General features: G+C 64.2%; 9 protein-coding genes. All 9 read right to left on the bottom strand.

Features of this window, described 5'->3' with window-relative positions; all coding sequences use genetic code 11:
• Positions 1–108: 108 nt before the first annotated feature.
• The 9 genes from glgX to GB927_RS24105 all read right to left on the bottom strand — a co-directional run bounded on the left by glgX (position 109) and on the right by GB927_RS24105 (position 16075).
• Complete coding sequence (glgX, locus tag GB927_RS24145; protein ID WP_256119780.1) at positions 109–2079, bottom strand: glycogen debranching protein GlgX; 1971 nt, start codon at positions 2077–2079, stop codon at positions 109–111.
• A 1-nt stretch (position 2080) separates the two neighbouring features.
• Positions 2081–3712, bottom strand: coding sequence for an alpha-D-glucose phosphate-specific phosphoglucomutase (locus tag GB927_RS24140; protein WP_256119779.1), 1632 nt, complete (start codon positions 3710–3712; stop codon positions 2081–2083).
• Positions 3713–3743: 31 nt separating this feature from the next.
• On the bottom strand, positions 3744–5192 hold the full coding sequence (gene glgA / locus GB927_RS24135; protein ID WP_256119778.1) for a glycogen synthase GlgA: 1449 nt from the start codon (positions 5190–5192) through the stop codon (positions 3744–3746).
• Between the two features lie 8 nt (positions 5193–5200).
• Positions 5201–6463 carry a glucose-1-phosphate adenylyltransferase gene (gene glgC / locus GB927_RS24130; protein WP_256119777.1) on the bottom strand — a complete coding sequence of 421 codons (1263 nt, stop codon included), beginning with the start codon at positions 6461–6463 and terminating at the stop codon, positions 5201–5203.
• 24 nt (positions 6464–6487) lie between these two features.
• Positions 6488–8701: a 1,4-alpha-glucan branching protein GlgB gene (gene glgB / locus GB927_RS24125; RefSeq protein WP_256119776.1), complete on the bottom strand. Its 2214-nt coding sequence runs from the start codon at positions 8699–8701 to the stop codon at positions 6488–6490.
• Positions 8701–11160 (bottom strand): glycogen/starch/alpha-glucan phosphorylase, encoded by a 2460-nt coding sequence (locus GB927_RS24120; protein WP_439655526.1) that lies wholly within the window; start codon positions 11158–11160, stop codon positions 8701–8703. Before GB927_RS24120 ends, glgB begins: the two co-directional genes overlap by 1 nt.
• 204 nt (positions 11161–11364) lie before the next feature.
• A complete protein-coding gene (locus GB927_RS24115) occupies positions 11365–12630 on the bottom strand; it encodes a vWA domain-containing protein (protein WP_256119775.1) in 1266 nt (421 codons plus the stop codon).
• A 141-nt stretch (positions 12631–12771) separates the two neighbouring features.
• Positions 12772–13659, bottom strand: coding sequence for a transglutaminase family protein (locus GB927_RS24110; protein WP_256119923.1), 888 nt, complete (start codon positions 13657–13659; stop codon positions 12772–12774).
• A 22-nt stretch (positions 13660–13681) separates the two neighbouring features.
• Positions 13682–16075, bottom strand: coding sequence for a circularly permuted type 2 ATP-grasp protein (locus tag GB927_RS24105; protein WP_256119922.1), 2394 nt, complete (start codon positions 16073–16075; stop codon positions 13682–13684).
• Positions 16076–16109: the final 34 nt, after the last annotated feature.

Below are 16109 nucleotides of genomic sequence, written 5' to 3'. Positions count from 1 at the left end.
CGCTTGATTCGCGCCCCGGCTTTTGCGTCTCGCATGTCGTTGTCGCAAAACCGCGGCACACTTTTGCGCGACATGCTTTAGCGAGGCGGTTTGTCCGGGTAATGAAGATCAGTGCTTTTCGACAAAAATCTCGACGGTGCGTGAATGAAGCATGCCGATCGCGGGATGGTTGGCGGAAAGCAGGCTCGTCCAGTCGCGCCCCTCCGGTGGTGGCAAGGCGAGCGCCTGCTCGCCGTGCGTCCGGTTGATGGCGATCGCGAGATGGACGATCCGCTGCTGTTGTAGGTCGGGCGTCTTGAGGATGGCAAGCAATGTTCCGGCAAACGGCGCCTCCCAGTCGCCGGCCGTCATCGGCGTGCCGGCGAGCGTTCGCCAGTCGACATCGCCGACACCGCTCCAGAAGGTCGTTTCGCCAAGGGCCGGAAAACGCTTACGGATGGCCGAGAGCATGCCGGTGTGCTCGATCAGGCCTTCGTCCAGCTGGTCCCAGTGCATCCAGGTGATGGCATTGTCCTGGCAATAGGCATTGTTGTTGCCCTGCTGGCTGCGCCCGCCCTCGTCACCGGCCGTCAGCATCACGGTGCCGCGCGAGAGGAAGAGGCTGGAAAGCAGCGCCTTCACGTCCGCACGGCGGGCGGAGAGCACCGCGCCGTCGTTCGTCGCGCCCTCGGCGCCGTTGTTCCAGGAATGGTTCTCGTTGTGGCCGTCGCGGTTGTCTTCGCCGTTCGCCTCGTTGTGCTTCACCGTGTTGGAAACGAGGTCCATCAGCGTGAAGCCGTCATGGGCGGCGAGGAAGTTGACGCTGCGCGTCGCCTCGCCGCCGTGGCGGGAGAAGATGTCGGAGGAGCCGGCAAAGGCGGTGACGAAGGCACCCAGCCGGTGGCTGTCGCCGCGCCAGAAGGTGCGCGTGTCGTCGCGGTAGCGGTCGTTCCATTCGAGGAACGGTGCCGGGAAATTGCCGAGCTGGTAGCCACCGGGGCCGATATCCCAGGGTTCGGCAATGAGCACGCGGTCCTTCAGGAGCGGATCGGCGCAGATTTCGGAGAGCAGCGCGGACCGGGCGGAAAAACCGTCCGCCTCGCGGCCGAGAATGGTGGCGAGGTCGAAGCGGAAGCCGTCGACGCCGGCATGGCGCACAAAATGGCGCAGGCTGTCGAGCACAAGCTGGCGCACGACCGGGTGCTCGCCGGCAATGGTGTTGCCGCAGCCGGTGTCGTTGATCAGCTCGCCGGGCTGGCCCGGCACATGGCGGTAATAGGTGAGGTTGTCGAGGCCGCGCATGGAGAGCGTGGCGCCGTGGCGGTCGCTTTCGCCGGAATGGTTGAAGACGAGGTCGAGGACGACGCCGATGTTTTCCGCCCTGAGCGCCGCGACAGTATCGGCGAGTTCCTGCATGCCGCCGGGCACGAGGCGCGGATCGAGCGCCATCAGGGCAATCGGATTGTAACCCCAGCTATTGGACAGGCCGAGCGGCGGCAGGTGGCGCTCGTCGATCCAGGCGGTGATCGGCATCAGCTCGACCGCATCGACGCCGAGGCGCTTGAGATGGGCGAGAACGGCGGGGTGGGCGAGGGCGCCGACCGTGCCGCGCATTGCCTCCGGCACGTCCGGATGCAGCATGGTGAAACTGCGCACGGCGACCTCGTAGACGAAGCCGCCGGGGCGGAAGATCGGCGGTTTTACCGTGACCGGCCGGTCGCGGGTGACGATCGCCTTCGGCACGATGTCCGTCGTGTCCGTGCCGAAGACGGTGAGCCTGCCGTCATGCACGAAGGGGCGGTCGAGTTCCTTGGCGTAGGGATCGACGAGCAGCTTTGCCGGATCGAACCACAGGCCGTGATCGGGCGAATAGACGCCTTCGGCGCGAAACCCGTAGCGCGTGCCGGCGGTCGCCCCCTCGACGAAGACGCGGTGGAAGCCGTTTTCGTCCCGCCCCATGGTGAGACGGGCGAGTTCCGTGTTGCCGTCCGTGTCGAACAGGCAGAGCTCGACGCGGCCGGCATCGTGCGAATAGACCGCGAACTCCACTCCGTCGCCGGAGAGCGTTGCGCCCGGTGCGAAGGAGGGGGCGGTGGTCATCTCAGGTGATCACGGTCGGCGCTTCGCGGCCGGTTCTGGTCCTGATGTCGGCGATCTCGTCGGCGACGGTGATGAGGTCGGAAAGCGCCTCCTGCGTCTCGACGTCGTGGCGCGCGGCATCGGGCTCGAAGCGCTCGATATAGACGCGCAGCGTCGCGCCCGATGTGCCGGTGCCGGATAGGCGGAAGACTACGCGCGAGCCGCCTTCGAAGAGGATGCGGATGCCCTGGTTCTTGCTTACCGACTGGTCGACCGGGTCGTTATAGGCGAAGTCGTCGGCCGTCGCGACCTTGAGGGCGTCAAAACTCTTGCCAGGCAGCGTGGCGAGCTGGTCGCGTAGGTTGGCCACCAGGCCGTTGGCGGCGTCGGTGCCGACTTCCTCGTAGTCGTGACGGGAATAGTAGTTGCGGCCGTAGGTGGCCCAGTGCTGCTGGACGATGTCGAGCACGCTTTCCTTGCGCACGGCGAGGATGTTGAGCCAGAGCAGCACGGCCCAGAGGCCATCCTTCTCGCGCACATGGTTGGAGCCGGTGCCCGCACTTTCCTCGCCGCAGATCGTGGCAAGGCCCGCATCGAGCAGGTTGCCGAAGAATTTCCAGCCGGTCGGCGTCTCGTAGATGCCGATGCCGAGCTTTTCGGCGACGCGGTCGGCGGCACCCGATGTCGGCATGGAGCGGGCGATGCCGGCGAGACCCGCCGCATAGCCGGGGGCGAGATGGGCATTGGCGGCGAGGAGCGCCAGGCTGTCGGAGGGGGTGACGAAGATGCCCTTGCCGATGATCAGGTTGCGGTCGCCGTCGCCGTCGGAGGCGGCGCCGAAGTCCGGGGCGTCGTCGGCCATCATCGTGTCGTAGAGCGCGCGGGCGTGCACGAGGTTGGGGTCCGGATGGTGGCCGCCGAAATCGGGCAGCGGCATGAAGTTCAGCACGGAGCCCTTGGTGGCGCCGAGGCGGTTTTCGAGGATTTCCTTGGCATAGGGGCCGGTGACGGCGCTCATGGCATCGAAGACGACGCGGAAGCCGCCAGCCAGCAGCGCGCGGATGGCGGCGAAGTCGAAAAGCTGTTCCATCAGCTCGGCATAGTCGGCGACCGGGTCGATGACGGTCACCGTCATGCCGTCGACGTCCTGCGTGCCTTCATGGTCGAGATTGACGTCGGCGACGTCGGCGATCTTGTAGCTGTCGATCGACTTGGTGCGGGCGAAGATCGCGTCGGTGATCTTTTCCGGGGCCGGGCCGCCATTGCCGATATTGTATTTGATGCCGAAATCTTCCGTCGGGCCGCCGGGATTGTGGCTGGCGGACAGCACGATGCCGCCGAAGGCCTTGTATTTGCGGATGACGTTGGAGGCGGCGGGCGTGGAGAGAATGCCGCCGCGGCCAACCAGAACGCGGCCGAAACCATTGGCGGCCGCCATCTTGATGGCGAGCTGGATGACCTCGCGGTTGTAGTAGCGCCCGTCGCCGCCGATCACCAGCGTCTCGCCGGCAAAGCCTTCCAGCGAATCGAAGATCGCCTGGATGAAGTTCTCCGCATAGTTCGGCTGCTGGAAGACGGGGACCTTCTTGCGCAGGCCCGAGGTGCCCGGCTTCTGATCGGTGTAAGGCGTGGTCGTTACGGTCTTGACGGTCATCGGCTCATACTCTTCAGGAAAGATTGGCTCTTCAGGAAAGGTTGGCTCTCGAAAGAAGGCTGGAATAGAGGTCAGCGTAGCGCGCGGCGCTGTTTTCCCAGGAAACGTCTGACTTCATACCTTGGTTCTGGATGCGTGCCCAGATTTTCGGTTCGTTATAGGCCTTGAAGACGCGGCGCAGCGCCTGGCGCAGGCCCTCGGCATTGATCGGCGTGAACTGGAAACCGGTGGCGACGCGGGCGGAAAGCGCGGCCTCGTTGGCGTCGATGACGGTATCGGCCAGCCCCCCGGTGCGCGCGACGACGGGGATGCAGCCGTAGCGCAGGCCGTAGAGCTGGGTGAGGCCGCAGGGCTCGAAGCGCGACGGGATGAGGATCGCATCCGCGCCAGCCTGCATGAGGTGCGACAAGGGTTCGTTATAGCCGATCACGATGCCGATGCGGCCGCGGTGGCGGGAGGCGGAGGCCAGCAGCGCGCCTTCGAGGCCCTGGTCGCCGGAGCCGAGCACGGCGAGCTTGCCGCCCTGCTCGACGATCCAGTCGGCGACCTCGGCGATGAGATCGATGCCCTTCTGCCAGGTGAGGCGGCTGATGACGCAGAAAATCGGGCCGTCGTCGTCGCCGAGGCTGAAGCGTTCGGCGAGTGCGCGGCGATTGGCGGCGCGCTGCTTGGGGGCGCCGGGCGCATAGGGGCGGGCGATATGCGTGTCGGTCTCGGGGTTCCAGACGGCGGTGTCGATGCCGTTGACGATGCCGACGAGGTCGCTGGCGCGGGCATTGATCAGGCCTTCGAGGCCCATGCCGTATTCCGGCGTCATGATCTCGTGGGCGTAGGTCGGGCTGACGGTGGTGATCGACCAGGCAGTGCGCAGGCCGCCCTTCAGGAAGCCGACATCGCCGTAATATTCCAGCCCGTCGACGGTGAAGGCCTCCGGCGGCAGGCCGAGGTCGGGGAAGATGTCGGCGCCGTATTGCCCCTGGAAGGCGAGGTTGTGCACGGTGAGCACGGTCGGAATGTGCTGCAGGCCGGTATAGCGCATATAGACGGCGGTCATCGCCGCCTGCCAGTCATGCGCCTGCACGATGTCCGGCCGCCAGTCCGGCAGCAGGCCGCGGGCGATTTCGGCGCCCGCAAGTGAGAGGGCGGCGAAGCGCTGCCAGTTGTCGACGAAATCCTTGCCGGTGGCGTCCGTATAGGGGCCGCCCGTCCGGTCGAAGAAGCCTGGCGCGTCGAGCACGAGGATATCGAGACCCTCATGCCTCGCGGCGAGGATGCGGGCGGGTTCGCCGAGCAGGGCGTCGAAACGCGCGACCTCCTCAAGCGACTCCAGCCGCTGCATCACGGCGGGATAACCGGGCATCAGCGTGCGCATATGCACGCCGTGCCCGGCAAGCGCGATCGGCAAGGCGCCGGCGACGTCGGCGAGGCCTCCCGTCTTGATCAGCGGGAATACTTCGGATGCCACCGAAAGGATATTCATCAGGACGACTACTGCTCCAGCTTGTCGATCATCGGTTGGGTGATGAGGCAGATGCCGCCGCTCGACCGGCGGAACCGCCGGGCGTCGGCTTCCGGGTCCTCGCCGACGACGAGGCCCTCGGGAATGATGACGCCGCGGTCGATCACGACATTCTTGAGGTTCGCGTGCCGGCCGATCCTGACATCGGGCAGAACGACCGCGCCCTCCAGCCTGGAGAAGGAATTGGCGCGCACGCCGGTGAAGAGCAGGCTGCGGTGCAGCGTCGAACCGGAGATGATGCAATCGCCCGAAACCAGCGAGGAGATCGCCGAGCCGCGCCGGTTTTCGTCGTCATGCACGAACTTTGCCGGCGGCTTGATCTCGGCGAAGGTCCAAATCGGCCAGGTGCTGTCGTAGATGTCGAGTTCCGGGGCGATGTCCGTGAGGTCGATGTTGGCCTGCCAATAGGCATCGATCGTGCCGACGTCGCGCCAATAGGCCTCGCGCTCGAAATCGGAGCGCACGCAGGAGGAGGCGAAGCGGTGGGCGACGGCTTTGCCGTGCTGGACGATATAGGGAATGATGTCCTTGCCGAAATCGCGGCTCGACGTCGGGTCGGCGGCGTCGCGGCGCAACAGGTCCATCAGGAACTTGGTGTGGAAGACGTAGATGCCCATGGAGGCGAGCGCCAGGTCCGGCTGGCCGGGAATGCCCGGCGGATCGGCCGGCTTCTCGACGAAGGCAATGATCTGGTCCTTCTCGTCGACATGCATGACGCCGAAGCCGGTCGCCTCCATGCGCGGCACTTCGAGGCAGCCGATGGTGACCTGCGCGCCGGAATCGACGTGCTGCTGGAGCATCAGCTCGTAGTCCATTTTATAGATATGGTCGCCCGCCAGGATCACCATATACTCGACGCCGTGGTCCTCGATGATGTCGATGTTCTGGTAGACGGCGTCTGCGGTGCCCTCGTACCATTGCGTCTCGGACACGCGCTGGCTGGCCGGCAGGATGTCGAAGCTTTCGTTTCGCTCGGGGCGGAAGAAGTTCCAGCCGCGCTGCAGGTGGCGGATCAGCGAATGCGCCTTGTACTGCGTGGCGACGCCGATGCGGCGGATGCCGGAATTCAGCGCATTCGACAGCGCGAAGTCGATGATGCGCGCCTTGCCGCCGAAATAGACGGCGGGCTTGGCGCGCCGGTCGGTCAGTTCCTTCAGGCGGCTTCCTCGGCCGCCGGCAAGAACATAGGCCATCGCGTCACGGGCGAGGGGTTGAATCCGCTTTTGCTCCATAGTGTCCTCCCGACAGTCGATTTTTTACGCGTCCAGTTCCAGCATCAGCGTTGCCAGCGGGGGCAGCGTGATGGCGGCTGAGATTCTTCCATTTGCCTGTTTCTTGGCCTGAACGGCCCCGCCATTCCCCTTGCCACTGCCGCCGTAGATTTCGGCATCGGTGTTGAGGATTTCGCGCCACCGGCCCTCCACCGGCAACGGCACCCCGTAGTTCTCGCGGTAGACCGGTGTGAAGTTGGTGACGACGGCGATCATCTTTTCGCCCGGCGCCTTGCGCAGCCAGGCGAAGACCGAGTTTTCGCGATCGTCGGCGATCAGCCATTCGAAGCCGTCGCCTTCGCAGTCGCGCGCATGCAACGCGGCCTTGCGGCGGTAGGTGCCGTTCAGGTCGCGCACCAGCCGGCGCATGCCCTCGTGCAGCGGATATTCGAGCAGGTTCCAGTCGAGCGACTTTTCCTCGCTCCATTCCTGCCATTGCGCGAATTCCTGGCCCATGAACAGCAGCTTCTTGCCGGGATACCCCCACATGAAGCCGTAATAGGCGCGCAGATTCGCGAATTTCTGCCAGTCGTCGCCCGCCATCTTGGCGATCAGCGAGCCCTTGCCGTGCACCACCTCGTCGTGGGACAGCGGCAGCACGAAATTCTCCGTAAAGGCATAGAGTAGGCCGAAGGTCATGTCGTTGTGGTGGAACTTGCGGTGCACTGGCTCGCGCGACAGATATTGCAGCGTATCGTGCATGAAGCCCATGTTCCACTTGAAGCCGAAGCCGAGGCCGCCGTCATGCACTGGCGCCGAAACCTTCGGCCAGGAAGTGGACTCTTCCGCGATTGTCAGGATGCCGGGATGGGCGGCATAGACATGGGCGTTCATCGATTGCAGGAAGCGGACCGCCTCCAGGTTCTCGTTGCCGCCATATTCGTTCGGGACCCATTCGCCGTGTTTGCGCGAATAGTCGAGGTAGAGCATCGAGGCGACGGCATCGACGCGCAGCCCGTCGAGGTGGAACTTTTCCGACCAGTAGAGCGCGTTGTTAATGAGGTAGGCGAGCACTTCGGCGCGGCCGAAATTGTAGATCGCCGTGTTCCAGTCCGGGTGAAAACCTTGGCGCGGGTCCTCGTGTTCGTAGAGTGCGGTGCCATCGAACTGGCGCAGACCATGCGCATCCGTCGGGAAATGCGCCGGCACCCAGTCGAGAATGACGCCGATGCCGACCTTGTGGCAGCCGTTGACGAAGCGGGCGAAGCCTTCCGGCTCGCCGAAGCGGGCGGTCGGCGAATAGAGGCCGGTCGTCTGGTAGCCCCAGGACGGGTCGAAGGGATATTCGGTGATCGGCAGGAACTCGATATGGGAAAATCCCATGTCGACGCAGTAGGGGATCAGCCGGTCGGCGAGCTCGTCCCAGGTCAGCATGGCCCCGTCGCCGTGGCGCTGCCAGGACGCGGCATGCACCTCGTAGATCGAGATCGGCTGGCGGCGCGCGTCCGCGGTCGCCCAATGCTTGAGATGCGCCTCGTCTTCCCATTCCTGGGCGATCGGCCCGGTGGTCATCGAGGCGTTGTTGGGGCGCAGTTCCGAGCGGCGGGCGAAGGGGTCGGCCTTCAGCGGCAGGACCTCGCCATTGATGCCGACGATCTCGTATTTATAGGCGTGGCCTTCGGTAATGCCGGGCAGGAAGATTTCCCAGATGCCGGTGTCACGGCGCAGGCGCATCGCGTTGCGCCGCCCGTCCCATTCGTTGAAATTGCCGACGACCGAGACGCGCTTGGCATTCGGCGCCCAGACGGCGAAATGGAAGCCTTCTATGCCGTCGAGCGTCATCGGATGAGCGCCCAGTTTATCGAAAAGGCGCAGATGCGAGCCTTCGCGAATATAATAGTCGTCCATCGGGCCGAGCACCGGTCCGAAACTATAGGGGTCGATCACCACCCAGTCGCCGCCCTCGTTGCGGGCGCGATAGCGGATCGGCTGGAGTTTCTTGAGGGAAACCTCGCCGGCGAAGATGCCGGCCGGATCGACCTGGGCGAGCGCGCCGATCTCCTTGCCCGCCAATGTCTCGGCGGTGACTTCGGTGGCACCCGGCAAGAAGCAGCGGGCGATATATTTTTCGCCCGCCGGATGGGGGCCGAGCACTGCGAACGGATCCCAGTGCCGGCTTTCCAAAATTGCATCGATGTCCGCTTTTGCCAGAAGCTCTGACGGTTGGTCCGTCGTGCCTTTTTTCGGCGGTGCGGTCATCAGGCTCTCCAGATTTCCTTGGCGTATTGGCGAATGGTGCGGTCGGACGAGAACCAGCCCATGCGGGCCGTGTTGCGCACGGTCTTGGAGTACCAGGCCGTCTTGTCGAGCCAGATGGCGTCGACATCGCGCTGGGCCTTGGAATAGGCATCGAAATCGGCCGCCACCATGAACCAGTCGTGATTGTAGATGCCGTCGACGAGGCCGGTGAAGCGGTTGCGGTCATCCGGCGAGAAGACGCCGGAGGAAATCGCGGCGAGCGCCTGCGACAGCTCCTTCGACTGCTCGATGATGGCGCGCGGATTGTGCCCTTCGGCCCTCACCTTCGCCACTTCTTCCGCCGTCATGCCGAAAATCACGATGTTCTCCTCGCCGACATGGTCACGCATCTCGACATTGGCGCCGTCGAGCGTGCCGATGGTCAGTGCACCGTTCAACGCGAACTTCATGTTTCCGGTTCCCGACGCTTCCATGCCGGCGGTCGAAATCTGCTCCGAGAGGTCGGCGGCGGGCACCATGATCTCGGCGAGCGAGACATTGTAGTTCGGCACGAAGACGACCTTGAGCAGGCCGCGCACGGAGGGGTCGTTGTTGATCACGCGCGCCACGTCGTTGGCGAGCTTGATGATCAGCTTGGCATTGTGGTAGCTCGGCGCCGCCTTGCCCGCGAAGAGTTTTACGCGCGGCACCCAGTCGAGTTCCGGATGCGAGCGGATCTGGTCGTAAAGCGCCACCGCCTCGATGATGTTGAGGAGCTGGCGCTTGTATTCGTGAATGCGCTTGATCTGGATGTCGAACATCGCGGCGGGATCGATGCGGACCCCCATTCGGCTGCCGACCAGATTGGCGAGGCGGTTCTTGTTCTCCCGCTTGATCGCCGCGAAACGCTCCTGGAAATCCTTCTTGTCGGCGAAGGCGTCGAGCGCCTTCAGTGCCTCGGCGTCGTCCATGAAGGCTTCGCCGATCGATTCGCGGATCAGGTTGAACAGGCCCGGATTGCACTGCATCAGCCAGCGGCGCGGCGTGATGCCGTTCGTCTTGTTGTTGATGCGGTTCGGATAGAGCTTGTGCAGGTCGGCGAAGACCGTTTCCTTCATCAGCTCGGTGTGCAGCGCCGACACGCCGTTGATCGAGTGCGAGCCGACGAAGGCGAGGTTGCCCATGCGCACGCGGCGCTCGCCGGATTCCTCGATCAGCGAGATGCTGCGGATGCGCTGGTCTTCGAAACCCTTTTCCTTGCGGGCTTCGACGAGGATCTTGGCATTGATCGCATAGACGATCTGCATATGCCGCGGCAGCAGCCGTTCGAGCAGCGGCACCGGCCAGCTTTCCAGCGCTTCGGGCAGCAGCGTATGGTTGGTGTAGGAGAAGGTGCGGCGGCCGATATCCCAGGCGACGTCGAAATCCAGCCCGTGGACATCCATCAGCAGGCGCACGAGTTCAACCACGGAAATGGCCGGGTGCGTGTCGTTGAGCTGGATCGCGACGGCGTCCGGCAGGGACGTGAAGTCCGGATATTGCTGGAGATGGCGGCGCAGGATGTCCTGCAGCGAGGCGGAGCAGAAGAAGAATTCCTGGCGCAGGCGCAGTTCCTGGCCGGCGGGCGTGGCGTCGGCCGGATAGAGCACGCGCGTCAGGCTTTCCGCCCTGTTGCTCTCCTTGAGCGCACCGATGTGATCGCCGGCGTTGAAGGCGTCGAGCAGGATCGGGTCGATCGGGTTGGCGGCCCACAGGCGCAGCGTGTTGACGCGCTTGCCCCGCCAGCCGACGGCCGGCGTGTCGAAGGCGGTCGCGATGACGCGCTCGGCCGGCTTCCAGACGAAACGCTGCTTGTCCTCGCCGATATTGATCGTCTCGACGGCGCCGCCGAAGCCGATTTCGTAGGAGCTTTCGCGGCGTTCGAATTCCCAGGCATTGCCGTGGGCGAGCCAGGTTTCCGGCAGCTCGACCTGCCAGCCGTCCGCCATCTGCTGGCGGAAGAGGCCGTGCACGTAACGGATGCCGTAGCCGTAGGCGGGTACGTCAACCGTCGCCATGCTCTCCATGAAACAGGCGGCGAGACGGCCGAGACCGCCATTGCCGAGGGCCGCATCCGGCTCCAGCTCGGCGATGATATCGATATCGACGCCGAGGGAGGCGAGCGCATGGCGCATCTCGTCCATGATGCCGATATTGGTCATCGCGTCGCGCATCAGGCGGCCGATGAGGAATTCGAGCGACAGGTAGTAGACGCGCTTCGCGCCCGTCGCGTAGGTGCGGCGGGTGGAGTCCATCCACTTGTCGGTGATGCGGTCGCGCGCCACCAGGATCGCGGCCGTCAGCCAATCATGGGGCTTGGCCACTTTCGGGTCTTTCCCGATACGGTATTTGAGGCGCTCCAGAAGTTCGGTGGCGAGTTGTTCTCGGTCCGAAGATCGGAGGGCCGGGGCGAGATCGTTGTTGGTAACCCGGTTCATCATGGTGAACTTTTGTCCCCTCGCATTTGGTGCGTCGTTCTCGCGAAAGTCGCGTTTAAATCAATTTATGCATCTATCCGAAGCGCTTGCAATACGCCTTTTCAAGAAAGGCCACATGCATTTTCGACATGCCTGAAACACGCCGAACATGCTAAAAAACCCGCCGCGCAATGCGCAGCGGGTCCGTTTTCGCGATGGTTTTGCGGTTTACTTGGTCAGGCGGGACGCCATGGCGGCTGCACTTTCGCCGATTGCCTTGAACGCGGCGATGAGAGCGGTCATGTTCTCAGCCTGGAAATAGTTGGCTGGCGTCGTAGCGCACTCCCTGAGCAGCGTCTGGCCGCGCGTCGGCGCCATGAAAGCGACGGTGTAGACGATCACGCCGGCGTCGCGGGCTTCTACACACGAGGCTCTTGTTTCGTCGTCGGATTTCTTAGCCTGCGACGTGGAAGCGTAGCCGTCATAGCTGGTGTTTTCACCATCCGTCATGAAGATGATATACTTGATGGGCACCTGGCCATTCTTGTCCTTGTGTGCGCCAATCTCGGTTTCCTTGTTCTTGTTCGCAGGCGCTATTTTAGCGACCGCCGTGGCGAAAGCCTCATGTGAATCCGTGCCACCGGTCGGCTGTTCCGGAAGGGCGTTGACGTAGTCGGACGCGCCTTTCGTTCCCCAGGCCAGCTTGGATTCGCTCTGCGTATCGTCGTTATAGGAGATGGCGCCGGTGCGGACGTATTTCTGCTCGGGATCGAGCGTGTTGAAGACGGTCACGAGGCTCGCCACAGCCTTCTTCAGGGCGGCGATCTTGCGTGTGTAGCAGGGAACAGTCGGGAGAACGACTTTTCCCCAGTTGCTTTCTGTCCAGTTCTGGCAGGGGAGGATCTGGCTCGCAATGTCATCCGTTTTGAAGGACATAGAGCCCGAGCGGTCCAGCACGAGGTACATGGAAATCGCACTCTTCTTCTGGGCTGTACCGCTTTCCGCCGTGCTTTTCGCATTCATCTTGATCGATTTCTGACCAAGAAGACGCGTGAAGGGGTTGAACTCCAGCGTGTAGGCCGTCGCCACATCCACCTGGAACGACTTGCTGTTGTTGGCCAGGGCCGTCTCTTTGATGTCGATGACGGTGGAGGACGAGAAGTCGTTCTTGTCCTTATCCTTTTCCTTCTGGTCCCCTTCGGCATCCACGCTACCGCCGGTCGTCATCTGGCTCTTGAGGAAGCGCATACCGATTTCCTTCGCCTGCGCAGCGGTCTTGCCGTCATTGGCAAGTGCGGAGGCGGCGGCGAGGGCGGCCGCGTCGGTCGCGTCCTGCAACTCGGCCTTGACCATGACCATCTTTGTAAGGTCCACGGCGACGCCGCCGGCCGCCAGCATGACCGGGAAGACGAGGGCCGTCATCATTCCGAAATTACCGCGGCGGTCCCGCAGGAGGCGGGAGAGCCAGGAGCGTTTTTCCGTATTCTTCGTCATGAGCGTTCACCCAGCATCTTCATAATGTGGGGCGAAACTAGCAGCGAAGTGTTATTTAACGGTTCGGGTGCGTGGTATAGTTTTCGTAAAATTGCGCCGATCCCGCAGTTCCGGCTTTTCCCGTTGTTTCCAAACGGGATTTCACGCGGTCTGGCGCACCGGGATGACGTCCACGGCCTGGGTCGTCTTGTGCTGGCCATAGCCTTTCAGGATCCCGATGACGGGGGCGACGTCGGCGTAGTCCCGGCCATATGCGACGACGATATGGTCGGTGCCGGCGGGGATGTTGTTGGTCGGGTCGAGCTCCAACCAGCCATTCACCCGGCCGCACCAGAAGCGTACCCAGGCATGCATGGCGTCCGCCCCCTCCAGCCGCTCCTTGCCCGCAGGCGGAATGGTGCGCAGGAACCCGCTGACATAGCCGGCGGGAATGCCGAGGCTTCTCAGCGCCACGATCATCACATGGGTGAAATCCTGGCAGACGCCGCGCTTCAGCTTGAAGGCCTCGCGTGGGGTGGTGTCGACGTTCGTCGCCTTCGGATCGTAGGTGAAATCCTTGTGGATGCGGGCGCAGACGGCGGTCGCGATGGCGCGGATCGTCATGTCCGGCTTGGCGATGGCGCGGGCGTATTCAGCGATCTCTGGGCAATCCTTCAGCCGCGGGCTGGCGCCGGTATAGTGATGGGGCGAACCGGCATCGAGCGACCAGTAATTGGCGATATCCTCTGGCAGGTCGGCGACGCGCGGCGAAAAATCGGCCGCCGGCTCCGGCATGTCCACATGGACGCGGGCCTGCATGCGGATGTCCAGCCGCTCGTGCGCATTGCGAAAGAGGATCGAGCTCATCGGGTTTTCGAAGAAGTCGTTGTGGTCGACCCGCTCGCCGGGGCCGGGATTGACGCCGACCGTGCCGGCGACCAGCCGCTGGCGGCCGCCGATGGACAGCGGCAGCACGCGCACGATATGGCGCCCGCCGGAAACCGGCGTGTCGTAGAGATAGCTGATCTGGAGGTTGACGTCGTAGAGCATGGTCACAGCGTCTCCTCCCCGCTCAGCTCAGATAAGTCTGGGCGAGGATGTCGGACAGCTTTTCGAGTTCGGTCTCGAAACGCTTGTAGACCGCATCCGTCATGGTTTCCGGCGTCATCACCGCCAGCCCGGCGTGAAGCCGCATGGCTTCGCGGTAGAACGGCGACATCTGGCCATTGGCATAGGCGTTCGGCAGTTGCTCGACCTCATTCTTGATCTCGTTCAGTTGATAGAGGATCGAGCGGGGGTTGAGGGCGTCGAGCGCCAGGAGGTCGGTGACCGTCAGCCGCGCCGTCGCCACATTATAGCGGCGGCGATGGGTCATCACGCTGTCGCCGATCTCCAGCAACATGTCGAGTGCGCCGTCGGGGGCATCCTCGCCAGACATGTGGCCGAGCAGGCGCGTCATGTGCAGGCCGCGTTCGAGATAGCGGCCGATCGAGAGGAAGCGCCAGCCGGTGAAGCGGTACATGTTTTCGTGCACGAGGCCGGCGAAGCCCGCGAGCTTGCGCAGGAGCACGGTCATGGCGCGCGTGGCATCGTCGCCGGGCTGGACGCTGACATGGAAGCGGCGGGCGGTCTTCGACAGGTCGTTCAGCGCCAGCCAGCCGTCCGGCGAAAAACGGTCGCGGATGTTGCCGGCGGAGAAGACGGCGCTGTCGATGCTGCGGATCAGGCTCGTCGGCATGGCTTCCGCCGTGTCGATGCCAAGTGCGTCGAGATAGTCACTGACATCCTTCAGCAGCGGCTGTTCGGGATTGGCATATTCGGCGTAGCGGCCATGCCAGGCGCGCAGCACGCGCAGCGCGCCTTCCGCCCGCTCGATATAGCGGCCGAGCCAGAAGAGGTTGTCGGCCGCGCGGCTCGGCAGGCTGCCGGGCATGTTGCGGGTAAACATCTCCTCGGCCGGCAGCAGCGAGGTGCGCTCGACCGGCTTGCGGCTGACGATCCAGACATCCGCCGCCGAGCCGCCCTCCTGCATGGCGATCGCTGCGACGTTGTCGCCGGCGCCGATGCGGGCAAAGCCGCCGGGCATGATCTGCCATCCGCTTCGCGTGCGGGCGGCGAAGACGCGCAGCGACATCGGCCGCGGCACGAGCTTGCCATCGACGAAGGCGGGCGTGGTGGACAGCGTCACCGCTTCCTGCCCGACCAGTTTCACGCCATCCGTCGCCAGCCATTCGGCGATCGACTGTTTTGCCGTGTCACGCAGCGAGGAGCCGAGCACGGACTGCTCGTTGTCGTCGAAGAAGGGGCGGGTCGAATAGGCCGGGCCGATGACCATGCGCTCGATATTGGCCGCGACGTGCTCGCGTTCGCTCTTCTGGCCGCACCACCAGGTGGCGACGGACGGCAGCATCTGGTCCTCGCCGAGCAGTTGGCGACAGATGTTCGGCAGGAAGGCAAGCATGGCGCGGGTCTCGACGACCCCGGCACCGAGCGCGTTGACGATGCTGACGGAGCCGGAGCGCAGCGCCTCGACGATGCCGGGCGTGCCGATATGGGAATTCTGGTTCAACTCCAGCGGATCGGCAAAGGAGGCATCGAGGCGGCGCCAGAGCACGCCGACCGGCTTGAGGCCGGCAACGGTGCGCACCATGACCTTGCCGCCGACGACCGTCAGGTCCTCGCCTTCCAGCAGCATGAAGCCGAGATAGCGGGCAATATAGGCGTGTTCGAAATAGGTCTCGTTGGCGAGGCCCGGCGTCAGGACCGCGATGCGGTCTTCCGCGGATTTGTTGCCCTGCAGCGTGCTGCGGAAGGCGCCGAAGAAGCCGGCGAGGCGGTGGACGTGGGTTTCCGCGAAGACATCGGAGAAGGCGCGCGTCGTCGCCACGCGGTTTTCCACCGCGAAGCCGGCGCCCGATGGTGCCTGCGTGCGGTCGGAGAGCACCCACCAGTTGCCGTCCGGCCCGCGGCCGATCTCGAAGGAAACGAAGTGCAGGAAATGTTTGCCGGCGGGCTGCACGCCGACGAGCGGACGCAGGAATTCGCTGTTGGAGGCGACGAGGGCCGGTGGCAGCAGGCCGTTGGCAACGAGCTCGTTCTTGCCGTAGATGTCGGCGACGACCGCCTCCAGCAGTTCCGCCCGCTGGATGAGGCCGCGCGACAGGGTTTCCCACTCGGCGTCGTCGATGAGCACGGGAATGTGGGAGAGCGGCCAGGCGCGCTCGGCGCCGGCCTCCTTGCCATAGGCCCGGTAGAAGACGCCGGCATCGCGCAGGTAGCGGTCGGCACGGGCGAAGCGGCCGGCAAGCTCGGTCTCGTCCATCTTGCCGAGTGCTGCGAGAAAATGCCGCCAGACCGGGCGTACTTCGCCGTTCGTATCGACCATCTCGTCGGCGACGCCCGGAGGCGGTGCATAGGCGCGCGTCGGCTTTTGCGCCGTACCGGCCTTGACGCGTTCTGCCTCCACACTCGTGGTCTTCAATTCCTGTACTCCAATGGAG

The sequence above is a fragment of the Shinella lacus genome (genome assembly GCF_010994755.1).
Taxonomy (GTDB): domain Bacteria; phylum Pseudomonadota; class Alphaproteobacteria; order Rhizobiales; family Rhizobiaceae; genus Shinella; species Shinella lacus.
The sequence above is the reverse complement of the archived record's forward strand: the minus strand, read 5'-3'. Positions and strand labels throughout refer to the sequence as shown.